The organism is Mycobacterium sp. URHB0044 (genome assembly GCF_000620625.1).
GTDB lineage: Bacteria > Actinomycetota > Actinomycetes > Mycobacteriales > Mycobacteriaceae > Mycobacterium.
This window is the reverse complement of the sequence record NZ_JIAW01000002.1, coordinates 1-17,877: the sequence shown is the minus strand read 5'-3', so window position 1 is coordinate 17,877 and position 17,877 is coordinate 1. Positions and strand designations below refer to the sequence as shown.

Here is a 17,877-nt window from a genome sequence, read left to right as displayed (position 1 = left end):
TCAAGCACGTCACATCGCCTGCCGCAGGGCCGCAACGGTTTCCAGGTCCTCGACGGCCGCCACCGCCCGTTCGAGACCTTCCAGCGCGATCCCGTCGGATTGCATGCCGCCGAGCCCAGCCGTGGTCAGCGGCGACACGAACGCGTACGTCGCCGCCTGGCGGTACCGCAGCCACAGCTCGTCGTGATCGAGCTCCGGCCCGCCCGACGCGGCCAACGCCTTGCGGTAGACGTCGAGCAGATCGTGTTGCGCAGCGAGGCGTTCGGCGGTGGGCATGCCAAGGACCAACGTGTACGTCAGATCCCGCGCCGGATGGCCCCGCCGGACCACCTGCCAGTCCAGCAGCCCGGCGCCACCGTCGCGGAAGTACGTGTTGCCGGGGTGTGAGTCTCCGTGCAACACCGTGTGCGTTCCCGCGTCGACGATGTCGGTGGCCGCCTGGTAGTTCTCCCAGATGAAGCGGCCCGACTCGATGGGCGCGGCGGTCCGGTCGGCGAGCTTGCGCGCCGACATCCGCATCAGGCCGGGGGTGAGGAGGTTCGCGGGATCCTCCGACGGCGCGGTCAACCAGCTGAATTGCCCTCGCCCGCGCGGTTTCTCGGGTAACCGGCCGCAGAACGTACCGTGCACCGCGGCGAGAACCTCGACCAGATCCGCCATCTGATCGGTACTCAGCGGATGCAGCGTGTCGGGAAACACGCATGGCGAGCTCGCCATGTCCTCGAGGACGATGAGGTATCTCCCGGTCACCGGATCGAAGGCGGACCCGTACGAACGTGGGATGCCGGTGCCGAGCTCGGGTGCCAACCGGCTGTAGAAGCGCGCCTCGGTCTCCCCCAGTCGGGCCAGCTCACCGAGCATCCGGTTGGCGGCAGTGGCTGCCGACAGCTTGACGAACACCGAGGCCGGCACGTCCGCGCCCGTGAGCGCGAGGCGAGCTCTCGACGACGTTCCCGCTACACCGTCGATGACCGACACCGAATCGACGGCGCGTCCCATCAACCGCGAAAGCGCCCGTGGCGTCAGATCCTCGACGCGGCGCGGGAACGACCGCACCCGCGCAAGCGCTGCGTCGACGCCGAGGCGGCCGACACCGTGGCCGAGATGCACGCCCAGCCGGACCGCCCTGACCACCGTCGCGGCCCGTCGACCCGCGCTTGCCTCCCGCTCGCCGACCCGTGTCATCAATCATCTGCTCCGATCCGAGAGGGCGTGACAATATCGTCCTGATTTGTAAAGCTACTCGGTGACCGTAGTCCAGGACAGAGAGGCCAAACCGCAGTGGGAATCGTCACCACGAGTTCGGAGACCGCATTCAGCCAACCGCCGGAGACGATCTACGACTTCGTCACCAACCCGGTGAACTGGACCAAGACGTATCCGGGCAGCGCGCACGTCGGCAGCGTCACCAACGACATGCCGTTGAAGGTTGGCGACACCTGGACCGAAGCGGGTCCCGACGGTGACCGGATCTTCACCTGGCATCTGGCGATCGCCATGCGTCCGAAGATGTGGGTGTTCAACTCCGTCGGCCGGCTCGGCCACGACCGGGAGGGCAACGGCGGCATGGAGGGTCGAATCACGGTGCAGTACCACTTCACTCAGCCCGGCGAGGGCGTCACCCTGTTCGCTAGGACGATGACCATCGAGGCCTACAAGGACACCCCGTTGCCCGACGGCTTCTTCCGCATCGTCAACCCTGCCAACATCGACAAGTATCACGCTGCGATCGCGCGAGAGCTCAGTCACGAATAGCACTGCCCCGCAGCGTCTCCACGATGCAGCGCCCTGTGCAGCGCGGCGCCCTGCAGGGCGAACAACTGTTGGGTGATCTCCCATTCGGGCAGCAGGGAGTCGAATCCGTGGCAGGTGCCGGGGAACACGTGCAGTTCGGTGGCGACGCCCGCCCACATCAGGCGAAGCGCGTAATCGACCGCCTCGTCCCGCAGCGGGTCCAGCTCCGAACAGGTGACGAGCGCATCCGCCAGCCCGGTCAGGTCTTCGCAACGGCCGGGCACGGCGTCGGCGGGCACCGGTTCGCCTCCACTCAGGTGCCGCCACATCTGCGACGTCGCAGGCCCGTCGAATCCCGGGGTGGCGGTGAACTCGATTTTCGACGGTGTCGGTCGATCGTCGAGCACCGGCTGATGCAGCAGCTGGAAGACGATGGGCGGCGCCGATCCGTCGGCCGCGCACTGGGCAAGACACGCCGCCAGTGCAGCCCCCGCGCTGCTGCCCGCGACCGCGAGGCGCCCAGCATCCACGCCCAGGCCGACGGACTGTGCTGCAACCCATTTCAGTACGGCCAGCGCGTCGTCGAAACCCGCGGGGAACGGATGCTCCGGCGCCAAGCGGTAGTCGACCGACACCACCGTGCAGAGCGCGCGGCGGGCCAATTCGATGCACTGCCGGTGGTCGGTGTCGAGATTGCCGAGCACGAACGCACCGGAATGGCAGTAGACCACGCCCGGCGCGGGCGAGGACGCGCCGCGGTAGATCCGCACGGGGATGCGGCGACCCGCGTCGTCCATCGCGAGACCGTCGACGACGTCGACTCCCGACGTGTCGACGCCTCCTGCCGTCTGGCGTCGCCGACGGTTCAGCGAATCCCGCACGGCGGGAAGGACTTCGGCCGCCAGGTCGGTTCGCGCGGCGGCCAGGTGGCGCAGGGCGGGCGCCAGCCTGCGGGTGGTGTCGGCGTCGGTGGCGCCCCAGGCACCCGTCATGCACCCGCCGTACTGTGCGCCTGGACCTGGATGTCCGTCCGTACCGTCGGCGGATCGAACGTGTAGTCGGCCGGCTTGAACCGCCGGGTCATGTTCCAGAAGTCACGGGCACTGCGGGGCCACTGCGTCACCACCCTGCCGTTGGGGGCGCGGAAGTAGTTGCTGCAGCGCGTCGTCCACACCGTGCCCTGCATCCATTCGTCGATCCTGTCGATGAACGCGGCCATCGTCTCCGCCCGCACCGCGACGTAGGACTTCCTGCGCCGCCTGGCGTACCGCAGTGCCCGGACCACATAACGGGCCTGCGCCTCGAGCATGAAGATGACGCTGTTCGAACCGACGTTGGTGTTCGGGCCGTAGAGCATGAAGAAGTTCGGGAAGCCCGGCACCGTCATGCCCAGATACGCGTATGCGCCATCGCGCCAACACTCGTGCAGCGACGTGCCACCCTCGCCGACCACGTCGATCTGGCCGAGGTAGTCGGCGGCGGCGTACCCCGTCGCGCAGACGACGACGTCGACGGGCAGTTCGCGGCCGTCCTCGGTGACCAGCGACCCGGCCCGCAGCGCCCGCGCGGGGCTGGCCACCACTTCGACGTGAGGCTTGGTGAGTGCGGGAATGAAGTCCGAGGAAAACACCAGTCGTTTGCAGCCGAACGGGGTTTCGGGAGTGAGCCGGTTGCGCAGGTCGGCATCGGCAACCGCACTCTCGAGCATCGTGGAAGCCACCGCGCGGAACTCGTGCGTCTTGTCGCTGCCGTGCTCGATGACCGAGATGTTCGACTCGCTGCGCAGCCACAACCGGGTCCGGTAGAACTTCTTGGCGAACGGAACGTGTGCGAAGATCCACCGCTCCCTGTCGGTGTAGGCCCGGTCGGGCTTCGGCAGGATCCAGGTCGGTGACCGTTGAATCGAGTAGACCCTTCTCGCGATCTTGGCGACCTCCGGCAGCAGTTGCGCTGCCGTCGAGCCGGTGCCCAGCACCGCCACGTTCTTGTCCGTCAGGTCCAGCGAGTGGTCCCAACGCGCGGTGTGCATGACCGTCCCGCCGAACGGCTCTTCCTCCACCAGCTTCGGCATGGTCGGTTGCGTGAACAGTCCAACCGCCGACACCACGAAGTCGAAGGTGTGTTCGGCGCCGGTCGACGTGGTCAACCGCCACGTCCTCGAGCCGGCATCCCAACGGGTCGAGACGATCTCGGTGTTGAGCTTCAGGTGCGGGCCAAGTCGATGCCGCTGCGCACAGCGCTCGAAGTAGGCCAGGATCTCCGCCTGACCGGACCACAGCCGCGACCAGTCCGCGTTGAGGTCGAACGAGAACGAATACAGGTGGGACTTCACGTCGCAGGCAAGGCCCGGATACGTATTGATCCGCCAGGTTCCGCCGACGCCGTCCTCGCGGTCGAAGATGGTGAAGTCCCGGAATCCGGACTTGCGCAGGAAGATTCCCAACGCCAGCCCGCCAGGACCGGCTCCGATGATTCCCACGGAGGGGTTCGTCGACATCAGTGTCATCCAATCCGCAACGATTGTCCGCCGTCGACCACGAGTTCCGATCCGGTGATGAACGACGCGGCGTCGGACACCAGGTAGGCGACGGCGTCGGCCACCTCCATCGGCTTCCCGAGCCGTCCGCCGCTCGCGACCAGTCGGCTCTGGGTCTCGGGGTCGAGCATCGGCGTCTCGATGGGCCCCGGCAGAACGGCATTGACCCGGATGCCCGACGCGGCCAACTCTGCCGCCACGATCTGCGTCAGACCCCGCAGCGCCCACTTGGCGGAGCCGTACGCGGCGTGGTTCGGGAACGGCCGAATGGCGCCAGTGCTGCACGTGTTCACGATCGCCGCACCCTCGGCGTTGCGCAGTGCTGCCAGCGCGGCGCGGATGCCGAGGAAGGGGCCGAGGCAGTTGACGCGCCAACTGCCTTCGAATCCTTCTGGCGTCTCGTTCTCCAACGACGCCCGATGCAGGACGCCGGCATTGTTGACCAACGTCGTCAGGGCGCCGAACCGGTCCAGTGCCTCGGCCACCGCCCGCTCCCACTGTTCGGCCGACGTGACGTCCAATGCAATCGCGGCGACGTCGTCACCGAATTCCCTGGTGCTCTGCAGCAGTTCGTCGGCGCGCAGATCACAGGCCGCCACGCGGAAGCCGTCGGCCCGCAAGCGCGCGACGATCGCCGCGCCCTGCCCGCGCGCAGCCCCAGTGACGAGTGCAACGCGGTCCGTCTTCGTGGCGTTCAGTGGTATCCCCTTGTCGTGTCACCGGAAGCCGGTTCGTCGCCCCGCGCCTTCGCCGCGGCGAGGTGTTGCGCGGCACCGTGCCGCAGGGCAGCTGACTCCGAGGCCAGTGTGATCATGCGAAAGCCCATCTGCGCGGCCGTGTTTCCGATCCCGCCGTCGGCGGCGTGCACGCCGGCGACCAGGCCGGCGGCGGTCGTTCTGGACTGGATGTGCGCCATCGCGTCGAGAACGGCCGGGTGCCGCCAGGCATCGGCGGGCGCGTGCCCCATCGAGATGGCCAGATCCGCAGGCCCGACGTAAATGCCGGCAAGTCCTGGCACTCCGCATATCTCGTCGACGGCCGCCAGGCCCGCGGCGGTCTCGACCATGGCGTAGACGCTGACACGTGCTTCCAGTGCGGCGACGTCGTGTCCCAGGCTCGCGCGCAACGGTCCGAAGCTGCGTACTCCCCGCGGCGCGAACCGGCACGCGGCGACCGCCGCTTCGGCGTGGGATGCGGACTCGATCATGGCGACGATGATCGCGTCGGCTCCGGCGTCCAGCACCCGCCCGATGGGCGCGGGCGCGGTCGAGGGCAGCCGTACCGCGGTGGCGATCGGGACGTACTCCAGCCGGTTCAGCAGCAGCGCGACGTCGGCGTCGTCCAGGTATCCGTGTTGCAGGTCGAATCCGACGTAGTCATAACCCGTCTGGGCGAACGCCTCAGGGCCGATGGCGGTGGGCCCGACCACCCAGCCGCCCCAGATCTGCGGTCGGCTTTCGAGCGCATCGGCAAGGGCACTCATGCGACGATCGCGATCTTGATCCGGCCCGGCGTCGGTCTGCTCGCCAGCTCGAAGGCCGCCTGGACGTCGCTTACCCCGAACGTGTGGGTCAGGTAGTTGGGCAGCAGATCGGGATGCTCGCGGGCGAACGCGTCGGCCTCTCGCAGGACTCGCCTGCGGTCCAGTGTCACACCGGATTTCAGCGTCAGGTTGTTTCGCAGCATCGTGCGCATGCTGATCGGGTAGCAGTCGTCGTCCGGTACGCCGAAGTAGAAGACGGTGCCGCCGGACGCCGCCGCCTCGACCGCGTGGTTCAGCGTCGCCACCTGATGGCCCACGGCCTCGATGACGACGTCGGGCTTGGCGTCGGCGGCGAGGTGGCTGACCCAGCGGTCGCTGGTGGCGCGAACCACGCTGTCCACTCCGAACTTTCCGCCGACGTTCGCACGGTCGATCGGGTCGACACCGGTCACGTGCGCGGCACCGGCCGCCTTGGCGACGTAGGAGAAGAGCAGACCTATCGAACCCTGCCCGATCACCGCGACGTGCTTGCCACGAAGGTCGGGAAGCTGTTCGACGGCGTACAGCACGCAGGCCAGCGGTTGCAGGCCGACCGCGAGTTGCGGTGCCCACGCAGGGTCATACGGTGCCAGACCGTTGCCGTCGGCCACCACCCGTTCCATCAGGCCGTCGAATCCCGAGGCCCATCCGACCACGCGGTCACCGGCTCGATGGTCGGCGTGCCGGCTCGCGATCACCTCACCGGCGACCTCGTGGATGGGAAATCCGTCCATCTCGGCGGCGCGGACGCCGGTGTCGCCGGGCAACTTGCCCTTCGTGCCGCGGAAGCCAGGGATGTCGCTGCCGCAGATGCCGGCTGCCAGGAACTCCAGCAGCACTTGGCCGTCCCGCAGGGATTCCGGCGACTTCTCCGGCAGCTCGGTTCGCTCGAAGGCGTACGGCGCGACCAGTCGGTAGGACCACACGGCTCAGACCTCCACCGGTACGTTGTTCCAGCCCCACTGAAAACTCGACGGCGGCCGTGCAGCCCGTGCCTCGTCGACGCGGAAATCCGGTACGCGCTTGAGCCATTCGGTGACCAGCGTGGTGATCTCCAGCCGCGCCAGGTGCACGCCGAGGCAGAAGTGCTGGCCGCGACCGAAGGCGAGGAGACGCTCGATCGGGCGGTTCCAGATGAATTCGTCGGGGTTGGCGTACTCCCGGTCGTCGCGCGCGGCCGACGCGAGCAGCGTGATGATCCGCTGGCCGGGTTTGATCGTGGTGTCGTGGATCGTGAACGGCTTGCGCAGGGTCCTGGCAAACCATTGCGCCGGTGCGCAGTACCGGATCATCTCCTCCCGCACGATGGGCACGTTCGCCTCGAGATCGGCGCGCACCACAGCCAATTGATCGGGCCGCCGGTGCAGTTCCCATAACCCGTGCGCCACGATCTTCGGCACCGTCTCGGTACCACCGATGAAGACGCCGAGCATCTGCGTGGCGACCTCGACGTCACTCAACTCGGTGCCATCCGGCTTGCGGTAGCGGATCAGCCCATCGACGATGGGCAGCCCACCGTCGGCGGCTTCGGCGCGTCGGCGCTGCACGACGGGGACGAGATACTCCAGGAAGCCGGGCCGGGCGTTCGCCGTGTTGACGCCATCGCCCGGCGTGGCCAGACTGCCTGCGTTGACGGTCGCCAACACGTCAGCGGCGAGTTCAACCGGCAGGCCCACCAATTCGCACACCACGGACGCCGCGACGATGCCGCCGTAATCCTGAGTCAGGTCGAAGCCACCGCGTGGCAGCAGCACGTCGAGGCGCTCGTTGGCGAGTTCGCGAATCCTGTCCCCCAGCCGACCGACGCTCTTCGGCCGCAGCGGAGCCGAATGGCTCCGCCGCACGTCGTCGTAGATGGGCGAATCGAAGTTCGCGTGAAAGGGCATGGGATGCAACGGCGGATCGGACACCGGGCCGCCGTTGTGATGGGCCAGCACCGTAGCGGCCGGCAAGGTTCCCTCCGAGGCGACGAAGGTGCCGTCATTGGTCTCGAGGACCTGCCAGATGTCGGAGAACCGGGACAGCGCATAGGTGTCCCACTTCGGGATGTAGTACAGCGGATGGTGTTCGCGCAGCACCCGGTAGTACGACAGTGGGTCGGCCATCACCGCCGGATCGAACGGGTCGTAGGAGAAGCGCTGCGTGGCAACGCCATCCACCTGCGTGCTCACTGCAGCGGGGACGGGGTCAGGGCCTGCAGGATCGAGTCCTCCCAGCCGTCCCGCAAGGCGGGCGCAACACTCATCCACGTGACGATCTCCGCGGGCGGTTGGTCCTTCCACGACGGGTAGTGCTCGGCGAAGCAGTCCCAGCCCCCATCCAGCGCCCAGTAGTGAATCACCTCGTTGAACCGGAAGGTCGTGGTGAACGAGCCCAGCCAGCGCTTGCCGGTGCGTTCCGACCACGGCACGTACAACCGCTCCAATTCGCGGATATAGTCGTCCTGGCGACCGGGCTTGGTCTGCATGATTTCCTGAATCACCACGCCCGCACCGAATTTGGCCGCTTTGAGCTCGGCCAGGGTCTTGTTGCTCGGGCCGGGGTACATGATCCTTCCCTCTCCCGACGCGCCGATGTCGGCCAGGAACGTCGACCACTTGGCGGCCTCGGCGTCGTGGCTGCCACCGCGTGCCTGGGCCCGCCCGATGCGCGCATAGTCGGCGAACGCGTCGATCTCCCAGATGATCGTGACCTGCGGCCAGTGCCCGTTGAAGGGTGTCGACTCCCAGATCGCGAACAGTCGTGCGCCGAGGTCTTGCATCATCGGTTGGTATACGTCGCCGAACACTTCGACGAAATGATCTGCGCGCCCCGAGCCGAGCGCGATGGTCTCGTGCAGATAGAGAAGCGTGTGGCTGTGGTACTTACGCATGACCGTTCGACCCTCCTCGTACGTCGTTCACTGCAGCCGTACGGGTCCCTCGCGTGGTTGACACCGACACCCAGCGAGCGTGACACTTATGGCGTGTTTTGTAAAGTCACGTCCCCGCACCGTTCGCTCGGCGCCGGATGAACCCCACCCCGCTGGCCAACGGATTCTGCTTCGGTGAAGGCCCCCGCTGGTTCGAGGGCCTGCTGTGGTTCTCGGACATGCTCGGCGAGGCCGTACACACCGTCGCCCTCAACGGGTCGATGAGCACGCTGCCGTTGCCCGGTCGCGCCCCGTCCGGCTTGGGATTTCGGGCCGACGGCTCGCTTCTGATCGTGTCGACGGAGGACCGCCAGGTGCTGCGCTACGACGGCGACACCGTGGCTGTCATCGCCGATCTGGCGGACATCGTGCCTGCGAACCTCGGCGATATGGTCATCGACGACGCGGGTCGCGCGTTCGTCGGGTCGCAGGCCCGCGAGGGCGGCATGATCGTCCGGATCGACCCCGACGACACCGTCACCGTCGCGGCGGGTGATCTCGAATTTCCCAACGGCATGGTCGTCACGCCCGAGGGGACCGCGCTGATCGTGGCCGAGTCGACGGGACGGCGCTTGACCGCCTTCACGATCGAGGCCGACGGCACGTTGTGCGACCGCAGAGTATTCGCCGACGGGCTCGATGGACCGCCCGACGGCATCACCCTCGACGCGGAAGGTGGCGTGTGGACGTCGATGACGTTGGCTCACCAGTTCGAGCGAATTGTGGCTGGCGGCACGGTGACCGATCGCATCGACATGGGTGACCGCACGGCCATCGCCTGCACGATTGGCGGTCCCGAACGTCGCACGCTGTTCCTGTTGTCGAGCACCGACGCCTATCCCGAACGCTTGATCGGCACCAAGTCGTCCCGCGTCGATGCAGTGACCGTCGACGTACCCGGCGCCGGCCGGCCCTGACGCAAAACGCCTGACCTCAGAAAGGTGGAGATGTCCGACTCGTACTACGTACTGATCGATGCCGACGACGCGCACGGCGAGAAGTTCACGGCTACCGACATGGTCCGCAGCACCTGGACTGCCGCCATTCAGCATGCCGCGCCCGTGTCCTCGTTGCTGGTGCGCGCGCTGGAACGGTGCGCACCTCGTGACGATGCCCGGCTGAGCCGGGTGATGATCGACCTGCTGGGCGGCGTCCCCGCCGAAGGCGACTTGTGGGTGCGCTCCCGGGTGGACCGGCCGGGCAGGCAGATCGAACTGCTCAGCGCCGAGATGCTGGCGCTGGGCCCGGACGGCACACCCCGACCGGTGGCCAGAGCGAGCGGCTGGCGGATGACGACGCTGGACACCGTCGGCGTGGTGCACTCGCCCGCCCCGCCACTGCGTCCGCTGTCGGACGCGGTCAGCCGGGACCTCGCCAAGGACTGGGACCCCAACTACGTGCACAGTCTGGACTGGCGCTGGCTGACCACGCCGATGGCCGACGGACCCGGCGAGTCGTGGATCAGGCCAACCGTCGCCCTCGTCAAGGGTGAAGCCATGACGCCGCTGCAGCGGTTGTTCGCCGTGGCCGACGACGCCAACGGCATCGGCACCAAGTTGGACATCAGGAAGTGGACGTTCATGAACACGGATCTGGTGGTGCACCTGCACCGCGTGCCGGAGGGCGAATGGACGGGCATCCGCGCCGAGACCAGCTACGGCCCCGACGGCATCGGGACCACGATCGGCACGCTGTTCGATGAGAGTGGAGCGATCGGCGGCATTCAGCAGTCGGTGCTCGTCCGCCCCATGCCGCCGCGATAGGCGCGGGCCGGACCCAAAGCCTCAGTCCACCAGGCGAAGTGCCGCAGCGGGGCACTGCGTCACGGCTTGCCGCATCCGATCCCGGTCTGACTCCGGCCGATCGGCATCGTGGATCAGCACGCTGCCGTCGTCCTGAACCTCGAACACGTCCTCGGCGATCGATTCGCAGATACCGTGCCCGGTGCATTTGTCGAGGTCGACTTCGACCCTCATGGCGTCCCCGCTCTCCTACTCGACCACCGCTGGAAGCCGCTTGATGCCGTGCACGAAGTTGCTGTGCAGGAAGTCCGGTGCGCCGAATTCGACGCGTTTCAACCGAGTCAGCAACTCGCGGAAAAAGGTTCGCAGTTCGGTCTTGGCCAGCTGGTTGCCGAGGCAGAAGTGCGGCCCGCCCGCACCGAATCCGACGTGCGGGTTGGGCGAGCGGCTGAGGTCGAAGGCGCCCGGCGCGTCGAACACGTTCTCGTCCCGGTTGGCCGAACAGTAGAACAGGCCGACCTTCTCACCCCCCGCGACGGGCGTGCCGGCGATCTCGGTGTCCTCGGTGGCGAACCGCGCGAATTGCAGCACCGGTGACGACCACCGCACGAACTCCTCGACGGCGTGCCCGATTCGGTCGTCGAAGTCCTCCATCAACCAATCCCGTTGCCCGGGGTTGTCGACCAGCGCCATCATCGCGTGCGAGGTGGCCTGCTTGGTGGTGTCGTTGCCCGCCGAAGAGAGCAGGATCAGAAACGCGCCAATCTCCTCGTCGGTCAACCGATGACCGTCCACCTCGGCATTGACGATGCTGGTCATCAAATCGTCGCCGGGGTGGCTGCGTCGGTACTTGGCCAGCTCGGCGCCGGTATTGGCCAGCAGCATGATCTCGTTGATGGTGGCGGCGGCGCGCTCCTCGAGCGTGGCGTACTCGTCGTCGCTCATGCCGAAGAGTTTCTCCGCAGCGGTTGCGACCGCCGGCTGTTCGGAGGGCGGAACCCCCAGCATCTCCATGATGGTCAACATCGGCAGTCGCGCCGAACACGCTGACACGAAGTCGATTTCGCCGACGCCGACGAGGTCGTCGACCACCTTGACCGCGGTGTCCTGAATCTGCTCCTCGATCCGCCGGACGTTGCGTGGGGTGAACGCCGAGCTGATCAGCTTGCGGTAGACGGTGTGCTGCGGCGGGTCCATGGTCAGGAAGAACGAGGCGAACCGCTGGACCTCGGCGGGCATGGGATCCAGTGCGACTCCCTGCGCGGAGGTGAACAGCTCCGGGTGCTGGCTGACGTAGGCGATGTCGGCGCGCCGGGTGAGCGCCCAGAATCCGGGTTCCTCGACGTCGAACAGCGACGGCAGCGGCTCGTGCCACGTAATTCCGTCGAGCGCCCGCAGTCGGGCGAAGGTGCGGTCGCGTTCGGCGAAGGATTGACTCCAAAAGCCGTGGGAGGTGATGTCGTGGGGACTGAACTCGCGCACCGGTCGTGATCCCGGGGTCGCGTCGCTGCCCTCCGGAGCCGCGCTTTCGACCGCCACTCAACATCCCCTTTTCCAAGTCGATTCACCCGAGCAACTCGCCCGCCCCGACGGAGACGGCCTGCCGATTTAGCGTGACAGTTCGACGATAATTTGTAAAGCTATGTCAGTGATCCAACCGTTGCCGGCCTCGCGGCTTCCCGCACCGGTCGAGGCCGACACCTCGACTCGCGAGCGGATACTCGCCGCCACAGCCGAGGTGCTGGGCAGCAACGGCATGACCAAGCTCAGCCTGTCCGAGGTGGCGGCGCAGGCCGGCGTGTCCCGTCCCACGCTGTACCGCTGGTTCGGTTCGAAGCGGGAACTGCTGGATGCATTCGCGGGCTGGGAGCGGCAGTTCTACGAACGCGCCATCGCGGAGGCCTCCGTCGGTTTGCCTGCCGGCGAGAGACTCGATGCGGCACTGCGGATCATCGTCGAATACCAGCAGTCCTACCCGGGGCTGCGCATGGTCGACGTCGAACCCGAGCAGGTGATCAAGCGGCTGGCGGCGGTGCTGCCGCTGATGCGGGAACGGTTGGAGCGCCTCATCCCCGGCCCGCACGCCGCCGTGGCCGCGTCAACGGTGGTCCGCGTGGCGATTGCGCACTATCTGGTTCGCAGCGACGACGGCGCCGACTTCCTGGCGCAGCTCCGACACGCCGCAGGCATCAAGCAGTCAGACCACGCGGACCCGTAATCCCTTGGGCTGCTTGGTTTGAGCGGACTGGTGGTCCCGTTAGGGGCGGGTGCCTCCCTCTGGCGGACCGGGGATCCATGCCAGAAGGTCGCGAACGCCGTCGTTGTAGACGACGCTGTTGGGCGCGTCACCGACGACGTCGAAGTAGATCTTGCCGGGCACCGTGCCGCCGATGACGCGGTAGTTGGCGCCGTTCTCAGAGCGGGCGTTGAACCACGGAACCATGGGAATGGCCCCGCCCCCGCCGACGGTCACGGTCGCTTCGTACAACTGGCCGTTGTGGGGCACGGCATCCGAACTGGGATTCAGCCCGTGAACCGTATAGGCGATCATCGGAGCACCGGTCGCGGGATCGAGCAGGATCTCCTCCTGACCGAACGGCTTGATGTTGTCGGCCGCCGAAGCCGGCGCGACGCTGGCGACCCCCATGCCAACCGTGACCGCTGCGGCGGCCACGGCGCTCGTCAGTTTCTTGATGTTCACCATTGACTCCCTTCGTCGACCTGGTGTCAGACAGCCGAGCCGTACCCACGAATGCGGCGTCGAAACGCCAAAACACCGGAGAGCCCCATTACGATCGCCGACGCATCCGTAATCTGCCGCCGTCCAGCTACGATCAGTTCACGTCGAGAGTTGGAAGTGAGTGAACCGATGACCATCGAGCAGGCCACCGCCGAGTCGGGTGACGACACGTCGACCCGACGACGGATCCTGGCCGCCACCACCGAGGTGCTCGCGCGCAACGGTCAGACGAAGCTGAGCCTTTCCGAGGTCGCCATGCAGGCGGGTGTGTCACGCCCGACGCTGTATCGGTGGTTCGCATCGAAGGAGGAGCTGCTCGATGCGTTCGGCCGCTACGAGCGCGAGATGTTCGACTCCGGCGTCGGCAAGGCCACCGCGGGCCTTCGCGGCAACGAAAAGCTGGATGCTGCACTGCGTTTCATCGTGGAATACCAACGGGCCTACTCCGGCGTCCGAGTGATCGACATCGAACCGGAGGTCGTGATAGCCCAGCTGACGCAGGTGATCCCCGTGATGCGCACCCGCTTGGAGCGCCTGCTGCAGGGCCCGAACCGCTCGGTGAAGGCGGCCACCGCCATCCGGGTGGCCGTGTCGCACTACATCGTCCGCAGCGACGACACCGACCAGTTCCTGGCTCAGCTGCGGCACGCGGTCGGCATCAAACACGCTGACTGACCGGCGCCCTCAAGCGCCGAAGGTGGCCCGGACGAGGTCCAGGAACTCCTCCAGGGTGAACTCGCCCGGCTCGGGGCCTCCCGTGCGGTCGAGAGCGTGGAAGGTTTCCAGCATTCCCATGAAGATCTGCGCCAGTGCGCCAGGCGGGCCGTTGCGGATGGCCCCCTCGCGTTGCCCCCTGGCGATGACCTCGGCATGGATGTCGGCGACGACCTTGTGCCCCGACTCGTAGAGCCGCGACATGTTCCCGGCCGGTGGATCGGCACGCGACCCGCTCATCAGCATCGAGGCCACGCGAGTCCAGTCGGGGTGCTCGCGGAAGAAGCGGATTTGCAGCTCGGCTAGCTCGACGAGTCGGTCGTCGCCTCGACCGGGCTGGGACGCCTTCGCTTCGGTCAACGCCCGGAGTGCCGCACCGCGACGGCGTAGCACGCCTTCGAAGAGTGCGTTCTTGTCGTCGAACAACGTGTAGATGGTGCCGACGGCGATCTCGCACTGCTCCGCAATGGATTTCACGGTGGTGGCGTGGTAGCCCGTCGAGGCGAAGGTGCGCTCGGCGGCGTCCAGAATCTGCATTCTGGCCGTGTCCATCCGGACTCTGCGTCGTTCCTCGCGCGGCGACTCGGAGACCGCGACCTGCTCGCTCATCCGAACCTCCTCTCCGCGCGAACCGTGGACCGAGCCTAACTGAACAGGCGATCTATTTTCTGAATTATCGTTCATTTTTGCTCGCAGCTCTCTAGGCTTCGTCGTCATGAGGGCGGCTGACCGATCTACATCGAGACGAGGAGACGCATGACGAACGTGCAGAGCGACACCGGGGTGTTGGCCGGCGACGAGCGGATGTTGATCGACGGCGAGTTGCGCCATACCGACAGCGGAGCCACGTTCGACGTCATCCACCCGGCCAGCGAGGAGGTGGCCGGTCAGGCCACCGACGGCACGGTCGCCGACATGCACCGGGCCATCGGCGCCGCCCGGCGGGCGTTCGACGAGACCGACTGGTCCCGCGACCTGGACTTCCGCTACCACTGCATGACGCAGTTGCACGAGGCGCTGGAACGCAACAAGGAACGGTTGCGCCGCGTGTTGATCACCGAGGTCGGCTGCCCCGTCACTGTGTCAGGCTCGCAGATCGAGAGCCCCATCGAAGAGGTCAAGCACTGGGCCGAGCACGCCCGCAACTTCGAGTACCTCGTCGACACCGGCGTGCACGACACCCCGATGGGACCGGCGCGCCGCAAGATTCACTACGAGCCGATCGGGGTGGTCGGAGCGATCACGCCGTGGAACGTGCCGTTCTACCTCAACATCGCCGAAACCGTGCCCGCACTGATGGCAGGCAACACCGTCGTGCTCAAACCCGCACAGCTCACTCCGTGGTCGGGCAGCGAGTACGGCCGCATCGTCGCCGAGGAAACCGACATCCCCGCGGGGGTGTTCAACGTCGTCGTGTCCAACGCCAACGAAGTGGGTGCGGCGTTGTCGGCCGACCCGCGCGTGGACATGATCACCTTCACCGGTTCCACCGCCACCGGCCGGGCGATTCTGGCCGCCGGCGCGCCGACGGTGAAGAAGACGCTTCTGGAGTTGGGCGGCAAGTCCGCCCACATCGTGCTCGACGACGCCGACTTCAACTCGGCCCTGCCGTTGGCAGCCATGATGGCGTGCGTCATGTCCGGGCAATCCTGCATCCTACCCTCACGAATCCTGCTGCCGCGCAGTCGATATGACGAAGGCATCGAGATCCTCAAGACCATGATGGAGGGCTTCCCCGTCGGTGATCCGTGGACGCCGGGCAACATGCAGGGCCCGCAGATCAGCGCGACTCAACGCGAAAAGGTGCTGGGCCTGATCCGCTCCGGCATCGACTCCGGCGCCCGACTGGTCACCGGCGGCGGAATTCCGGAGAACCTGCCGACCGGCTACTACGTGTCCCCCACGCTGCTGGCCGACGTCGACCCCGACGCTCGGGTGGCCCAGGAGGAGATCTTCGGCCCCGTGCTCACGGTCACGCCGTACGACACCGAGGACGAGGCGATCGCCATCGCCAACAACTCGATCTACGGACTGTCCGGTGAAGTCTCCAGCGCTGACGTCGACCGCGCCCTCGCCGTGGCGAAGCGCATGCGCACCGGCAACGTCACCATCAACGGCAAGAGCCACTTCGGCATCACCAGCCCGTTCGGCGGCACCAAGCAGAGCGGCCTTGGCCGACGCAACGGCGACGAAGGTTACCGGGAGTACTTGGAGGGCAAGACGATCGGGCTGCCCGCGTGACCGACGAGATCGCCGCACTGCTCTACCGCTACGCCCGCGCGGTCGACACCAAGGACTGGGAGCTGTACCGCTCGGTGTTCACCGCCGACGCGTACATCGACTACTCGTCGGCGGGAGCGATGGCAGGCACGGTTGACGAGGTCGCCGACTGGCTGAGCAAGGGTTTCGGTGCGATCCCGATGTCGATGCACTACGTCAGCAACATCGAAGTGCTCGGGGTTGACGGCGACACGGCTCGGGTTCGGGCGATGTTCTACAACCCGATGCAGCTACCCGGCATGACGGACCTGAGCTACTGCGGCGGGTACTACCACCACGAGATGGTCCGGACGGCGGACGGCTGGCGCAGCCGCAGTCTGCGCGAGGAGAACGTCTGGTTCACCAACGCCCCGGCGCCCGCCCAGCTCTGAACTCCCCCGCCATCCCCGCCGAGACTGCTGTCAGATCGCAAAAATTGCGGGCAGATTCATACGGTCAATGCAACATCCATCAATGTGGGAGGTTGCAATGCCGAGCGGTTACCGGGCGCCGTGGTGGTTGAAGCGGCAGTTCTTTGATCTGGTGTGCGGTGGGACGTCGGTGTTGCAAGCCGAGCGACAACTCGGTGTGTCCCGCACTGTTGGCCAGCAGTGGTGGCGTAAGGCTGGGGCCATGAAGCTACGTCTTGGCAGCGGTGTTCTGGGATTGGCCGATCCTGGTGATCTAGAGCGCGCCGGTGGCCGGGGGCACCATCTCAGTTACGACGAGCGCGTGGTCATCATGCGGGGTCGAGACCAGGGACTCAGGCAGGGCGAGATCGCACGCCAACTCGGCCGCGACCCGAGCGTGGTCAGCCGTGAGATCCGGCGCAACCGCAATCCCGACGGGGATTACCACGCGGGGTTGGCTCATGCCCGAGCTAGCCAGAATGCCAAGCGGCCCAAGGAGTTCAAGCTCAACGACACCCGGTTGTGCGCCACCATCGAAACCTGGATGGACGATGGGTGGAGCCCGAAGCTGATCGCTGAGGTCTTGGCACGTGATCATCCCGGTGACAAGCTGGCGCAGGTGAGCCACGAAACCATCTACAAGTGTCTCTACGTCCAAGGCCGCGGCCAGCTGCGCGCCGATCTCAACAAGTGCTTGTCGACCAAACGGGCAGCTCGCAAACCCCGTGGTCACACTGAGCGCCGCGGGAAGTTCAGCGATGTGATCACCATCAGCCAGCGTCCCGCCGTGGTGGATGACCGTGCGGTGCCCGGGCACTGGGAAGGTGACCTGATCCTGGGCACGGCGTGTGGCAGTGCGATAGGCACTCTGGTCGAGCGCAGCACCCGATTCACCATCTTGTTGCATCTGCCAGGCGATCACACCGCCGACTCGGTGGCCGCCGCGATGATCGAGGCGATGAATGAGCTGCCCGCTCATCTGCGCCGCACCATCACCTGGGACCGCGGCAGTGAGATGGCCAGCTGGCAGCACATCAGCCTGCAGTTGCAGGCCCCGGTCTACTTCTGCGATCCCCATTCGCCCTGGCAGCGTGGCAGCAACGAGAACACCAATCGGCTACTGCGGTTCTGGTTTGAAAAGGGCACCGACCTCAGCGGCTACACCAAAGCCGATCTCAAACGGGTCCAAGACAAACTCAACAGCCGGCCCCGACCCACCCTCGATCTCGACACCCCAGCCCAACGCCTAGCCACCCTCCTCAACCAAGCCGCCTAGCCGCGTTGCGATAGCCACTTGACTTTGAGGCGA

The 17,877-nt window shown here is 66.6% G+C and carries 20 protein-coding genes; 8 read left to right on the top strand and 12 right to left on the bottom strand.

Annotated features, from left to right (window positions below; genetic code table 11):
* Nucleotides 1–9: 9 nt before the first annotated feature.
* Nucleotides 10–1,185: a phosphotransferase family protein gene (locus N536_RS0104055; protein WP_051574242.1), complete on the bottom strand. Its 1,176-nt coding sequence runs from the start codon at nucleotides 1,183–1,185 to the stop codon at nucleotides 10–12.
* A gap of 96 nt (nucleotides 1,186–1,281) precedes the next feature.
* On the opposite strand from N536_RS0104055, the gene N536_RS0104050 reads away from it, so the two are divergent.
* Nucleotides 1,282–1,755, top strand: coding sequence for a polyketide cyclase (locus N536_RS0104050; protein ID WP_029112426.1), 474 nt, complete (start codon nucleotides 1,282–1,284; stop codon nucleotides 1,753–1,755).
* Here N536_RS0104050 and N536_RS0104045 read toward each other — a convergent pair.
* The 7 genes from N536_RS0104045 to N536_RS0104015 all read right to left on the bottom strand — a co-directional run bounded on the left by N536_RS0104045 (nucleotide 1,746) and on the right by N536_RS0104015 (nucleotide 8,664).
* A complete protein-coding gene (locus tag N536_RS0104045) occupies nucleotides 1,746–2,726 on the bottom strand; it encodes an alpha/beta hydrolase (protein WP_051574241.1) in 981 nt (326 codons plus the stop codon). The genes N536_RS0104050 and N536_RS0104045 overlap by 10 nt on opposite strands.
* A complete protein-coding gene (locus N536_RS0104040) occupies nucleotides 2,723–4,231 on the bottom strand; it encodes an NAD(P)/FAD-dependent oxidoreductase (protein ID WP_155948412.1) in 1,509 nt (502 codons plus the stop codon). The genes N536_RS0104045 and N536_RS0104040 overlap by 4 nt, the downstream gene beginning before the upstream one ends.
* Before the next feature lie 5 nt (nucleotides 4,232–4,236).
* Nucleotides 4,237–4,968, bottom strand: coding sequence for an SDR family NAD(P)-dependent oxidoreductase (locus tag N536_RS0104035; protein ID WP_036435475.1), 732 nt, complete (start codon nucleotides 4,966–4,968; stop codon nucleotides 4,237–4,239).
* Nucleotides 4,965–5,753, bottom strand: coding sequence for an HpcH/HpaI aldolase/citrate lyase family protein (locus tag N536_RS37430; RefSeq protein WP_036435473.1), 789 nt, complete (start codon nucleotides 5,751–5,753; stop codon nucleotides 4,965–4,967). Before N536_RS37430 ends, N536_RS0104035 begins: the two co-directional genes overlap by 4 nt.
* Nucleotides 5,750–6,718, bottom strand: a complete 969-nt coding sequence (locus N536_RS0104025) for a zinc-binding dehydrogenase (RefSeq protein ID WP_029112422.1) — start codon at nucleotides 6,716–6,718, stop codon at nucleotides 5,750–5,752. Before N536_RS0104025 ends, N536_RS37430 begins: the two co-directional genes overlap by 4 nt.
* Before the next feature lie 3 nt (nucleotides 6,719–6,721).
* Nucleotides 6,722–7,897 (bottom strand): cytochrome P450, encoded by a 1,176-nt coding sequence (locus tag N536_RS0104020; protein ID WP_051574283.1) that lies wholly within the window; start codon nucleotides 7,895–7,897, stop codon nucleotides 6,722–6,724.
* Nucleotides 7,898–7,959: 62 nt separating this feature from the next.
* Nucleotides 7,960–8,664 carry a hypothetical protein gene (locus tag N536_RS0104015; RefSeq protein ID WP_029112420.1) on the bottom strand — a complete coding sequence of 235 codons (705 nt, stop codon included), beginning with the start codon at nucleotides 8,662–8,664 and terminating at the stop codon, nucleotides 7,960–7,962.
* Nucleotides 8,665–8,801: 137 nt separating this feature from the next.
* On the opposite strand from N536_RS0104015, the gene N536_RS0104010 reads away from it, so the two are divergent.
* A complete protein-coding gene (locus N536_RS0104010; protein WP_029112419.1) occupies nucleotides 8,802–9,620 on the top strand; it encodes an SMP-30/gluconolactonase/LRE family protein in 819 nt (272 codons plus the stop codon).
* Between the two features lie 30 nt (nucleotides 9,621–9,650).
* Nucleotides 9,651–10,466, top strand: coding sequence for a thioesterase family protein (locus N536_RS0104005; protein WP_029112418.1), 816 nt, complete (start codon nucleotides 9,651–9,653; stop codon nucleotides 10,464–10,466).
* Between the two features lie 21 nt (nucleotides 10,467–10,487).
* On the opposite strand, the gene N536_RS0104000 is transcribed toward N536_RS0104005, so the two are convergent.
* Together N536_RS0104000 and N536_RS0103995 are read right to left on the bottom strand one after the other, a co-directional pair.
* On the bottom strand, nucleotides 10,488–10,679 hold the full coding sequence (locus tag N536_RS0104000) for a ferredoxin (protein WP_029112417.1): 192 nt from the start codon (nucleotides 10,677–10,679) through the stop codon (nucleotides 10,488–10,490).
* 15 nt (nucleotides 10,680–10,694) lie between these two features.
* Nucleotides 10,695–11,984: a cytochrome P450 gene (locus N536_RS0103995; RefSeq protein WP_231514420.1), complete on the bottom strand. Its 1,290-nt coding sequence runs from the start codon at nucleotides 11,982–11,984 to the stop codon at nucleotides 10,695–10,697.
* A 103-nt stretch (nucleotides 11,985–12,087) separates the two neighbouring features.
* On the opposite strand from N536_RS0103995, the gene N536_RS0103990 reads away from it, so the two are divergent.
* Complete coding sequence (locus tag N536_RS0103990) at nucleotides 12,088–12,663, top strand: TetR/AcrR family transcriptional regulator (protein ID WP_051574240.1); 576 nt, start codon at nucleotides 12,088–12,090, stop codon at nucleotides 12,661–12,663.
* A gap of 39 nt (nucleotides 12,664–12,702) precedes the next feature.
* Here N536_RS0103990 and N536_RS37425 read toward each other — a convergent pair whose 3' ends face one another.
* Nucleotides 12,703–13,149, bottom strand: coding sequence for a DUF1942 domain-containing protein (locus tag N536_RS37425; RefSeq protein WP_231514418.1), 447 nt, complete (start codon nucleotides 13,147–13,149; stop codon nucleotides 12,703–12,705).
* A gap of 165 nt (nucleotides 13,150–13,314) precedes the next feature.
* On the opposite strand from N536_RS37425, the gene N536_RS0103980 reads away from it, so the two are divergent.
* Complete coding sequence (locus N536_RS0103980; RefSeq protein WP_036435469.1) at nucleotides 13,315–13,860, top strand: TetR/AcrR family transcriptional regulator; 546 nt, start codon at nucleotides 13,315–13,317, stop codon at nucleotides 13,858–13,860.
* Nucleotides 13,861–13,869: 9 nt separating this feature from the next.
* Here the strand turns inward: N536_RS0103980 and N536_RS37420 are convergent, their stop codons facing one another.
* On the bottom strand, nucleotides 13,870–14,508 hold the full coding sequence (locus N536_RS37420; protein WP_051574239.1) for a TetR/AcrR family transcriptional regulator: 639 nt from the start codon (nucleotides 14,506–14,508) through the stop codon (nucleotides 13,870–13,872).
* 147 nt (nucleotides 14,509–14,655) lie between these two features.
* Between N536_RS37420 and N536_RS0103970 the strand changes: the two genes are divergently transcribed.
* From N536_RS0103970 to N536_RS0103960, 3 genes are all read left to right on the top strand, one after another.
* The gene (locus tag N536_RS0103970) at nucleotides 14,656–16,140 is read left to right on the top strand and encodes an aldehyde dehydrogenase family protein (protein ID WP_029112413.1); all 1,485 of its coding nucleotides are present in this window, start codon (nucleotides 14,656–14,658) and stop codon (nucleotides 16,138–16,140) included.
* Entirely contained in the window at nucleotides 16,137–16,550 is a 414-nt protein-coding gene (locus tag N536_RS0103965) for a nuclear transport factor 2 family protein (protein ID WP_029112412.1), read from the top strand. Before N536_RS0103970 ends, N536_RS0103965 begins: the two co-directional genes overlap by 4 nt.
* A 97-nt stretch (nucleotides 16,551–16,647) precedes the next feature.
* Entirely contained in the window at nucleotides 16,648–17,844 is a 1,197-nt protein-coding gene (locus N536_RS0103960) for an IS30 family transposase (RefSeq protein WP_029112411.1), read from the top strand.
* The last annotated feature ends 33 nt before the right edge of the window (nucleotides 17,845–17,877 follow it).

What these genes read in the sequence shown, in the direction of transcription:
- N536_RS0104055 (WP_051574242.1), bottom strand. Translation starts at nt 1,185, where the DNA reads ATGACACGGGTCGGCGAGCGGGAGGCAAGCGCGGGTCGACGGGCCGCG.
- N536_RS0104045 (WP_051574241.1), bottom strand. Translation starts at nt 2,726, where the DNA reads ATGACGGGTGCCTGGGGCGCCACCGACGCCGACACCACCCGCAGGCTG.
- N536_RS0104040 (WP_155948412.1), bottom strand. Translation starts at nt 4,231, where the DNA reads ATGTCGACGAACCCCTCCGTGGGAATCATCGGAGCCGGTCCTGGCGGG.
- N536_RS37430 (WP_036435473.1), bottom strand. Translation starts at nt 5,753, where the DNA reads ATGAGTGCCCTTGCCGATGCGCTCGAAAGCCGACCGCAGATCTGGGGC.
- N536_RS0104020 (WP_051574283.1), bottom strand. Translation starts at nt 7,897, where the DNA reads ATGGCCGACCCACTGTCGTACTACCGGGTGCTGCGCGAACACCATCCG.
- N536_RS0104015 (WP_029112420.1), bottom strand. Translation starts at nt 8,664, where the DNA reads ATGCGTAAGTACCACAGCCACACGCTTCTCTATCTGCACGAGACCATC.
- N536_RS0104010 (WP_029112419.1), top strand. Translation starts at nt 8,802, where the DNA reads ATGAACCCCACCCCGCTGGCCAACGGATTCTGCTTCGGTGAAGGCCCC.
- N536_RS0104005 (WP_029112418.1), top strand. Translation starts at nt 9,651, where the DNA reads ATGTCCGACTCGTACTACGTACTGATCGATGCCGACGACGCGCACGGC.
- N536_RS0104000 (WP_029112417.1), bottom strand. Translation starts at nt 10,679, where the DNA reads ATGAGGGTCGAAGTCGACCTCGACAAATGCACCGGGCACGGTATCTGC.
- N536_RS0103990 (WP_051574240.1), top strand. Translation starts at nt 12,088, where the DNA reads ATGTCAGTGATCCAACCGTTGCCGGCCTCGCGGCTTCCCGCACCGGTC.
- N536_RS37425 (WP_231514418.1), bottom strand. Translation starts at nt 13,149, where the DNA reads ATGGTGAACATCAAGAAACTGACGAGCGCCGTGGCCGCCGCAGCGGTC.
- N536_RS0103980 (WP_036435469.1), top strand. Translation starts at nt 13,315, where the DNA reads ATGACCATCGAGCAGGCCACCGCCGAGTCGGGTGACGACACGTCGACC.
- N536_RS37420 (WP_051574239.1), bottom strand. Translation starts at nt 14,508, where the DNA reads ATGAGCGAGCAGGTCGCGGTCTCCGAGTCGCCGCGCGAGGAACGACGC.
- N536_RS0103970 (WP_029112413.1), top strand. Translation starts at nt 14,656, where the DNA reads ATGACGAACGTGCAGAGCGACACCGGGGTGTTGGCCGGCGACGAGCGG.
- N536_RS0103960 (WP_029112411.1), top strand. Translation starts at nt 16,648, where the DNA reads ATGCCGAGCGGTTACCGGGCGCCGTGGTGGTTGAAGCGGCAGTTCTTT.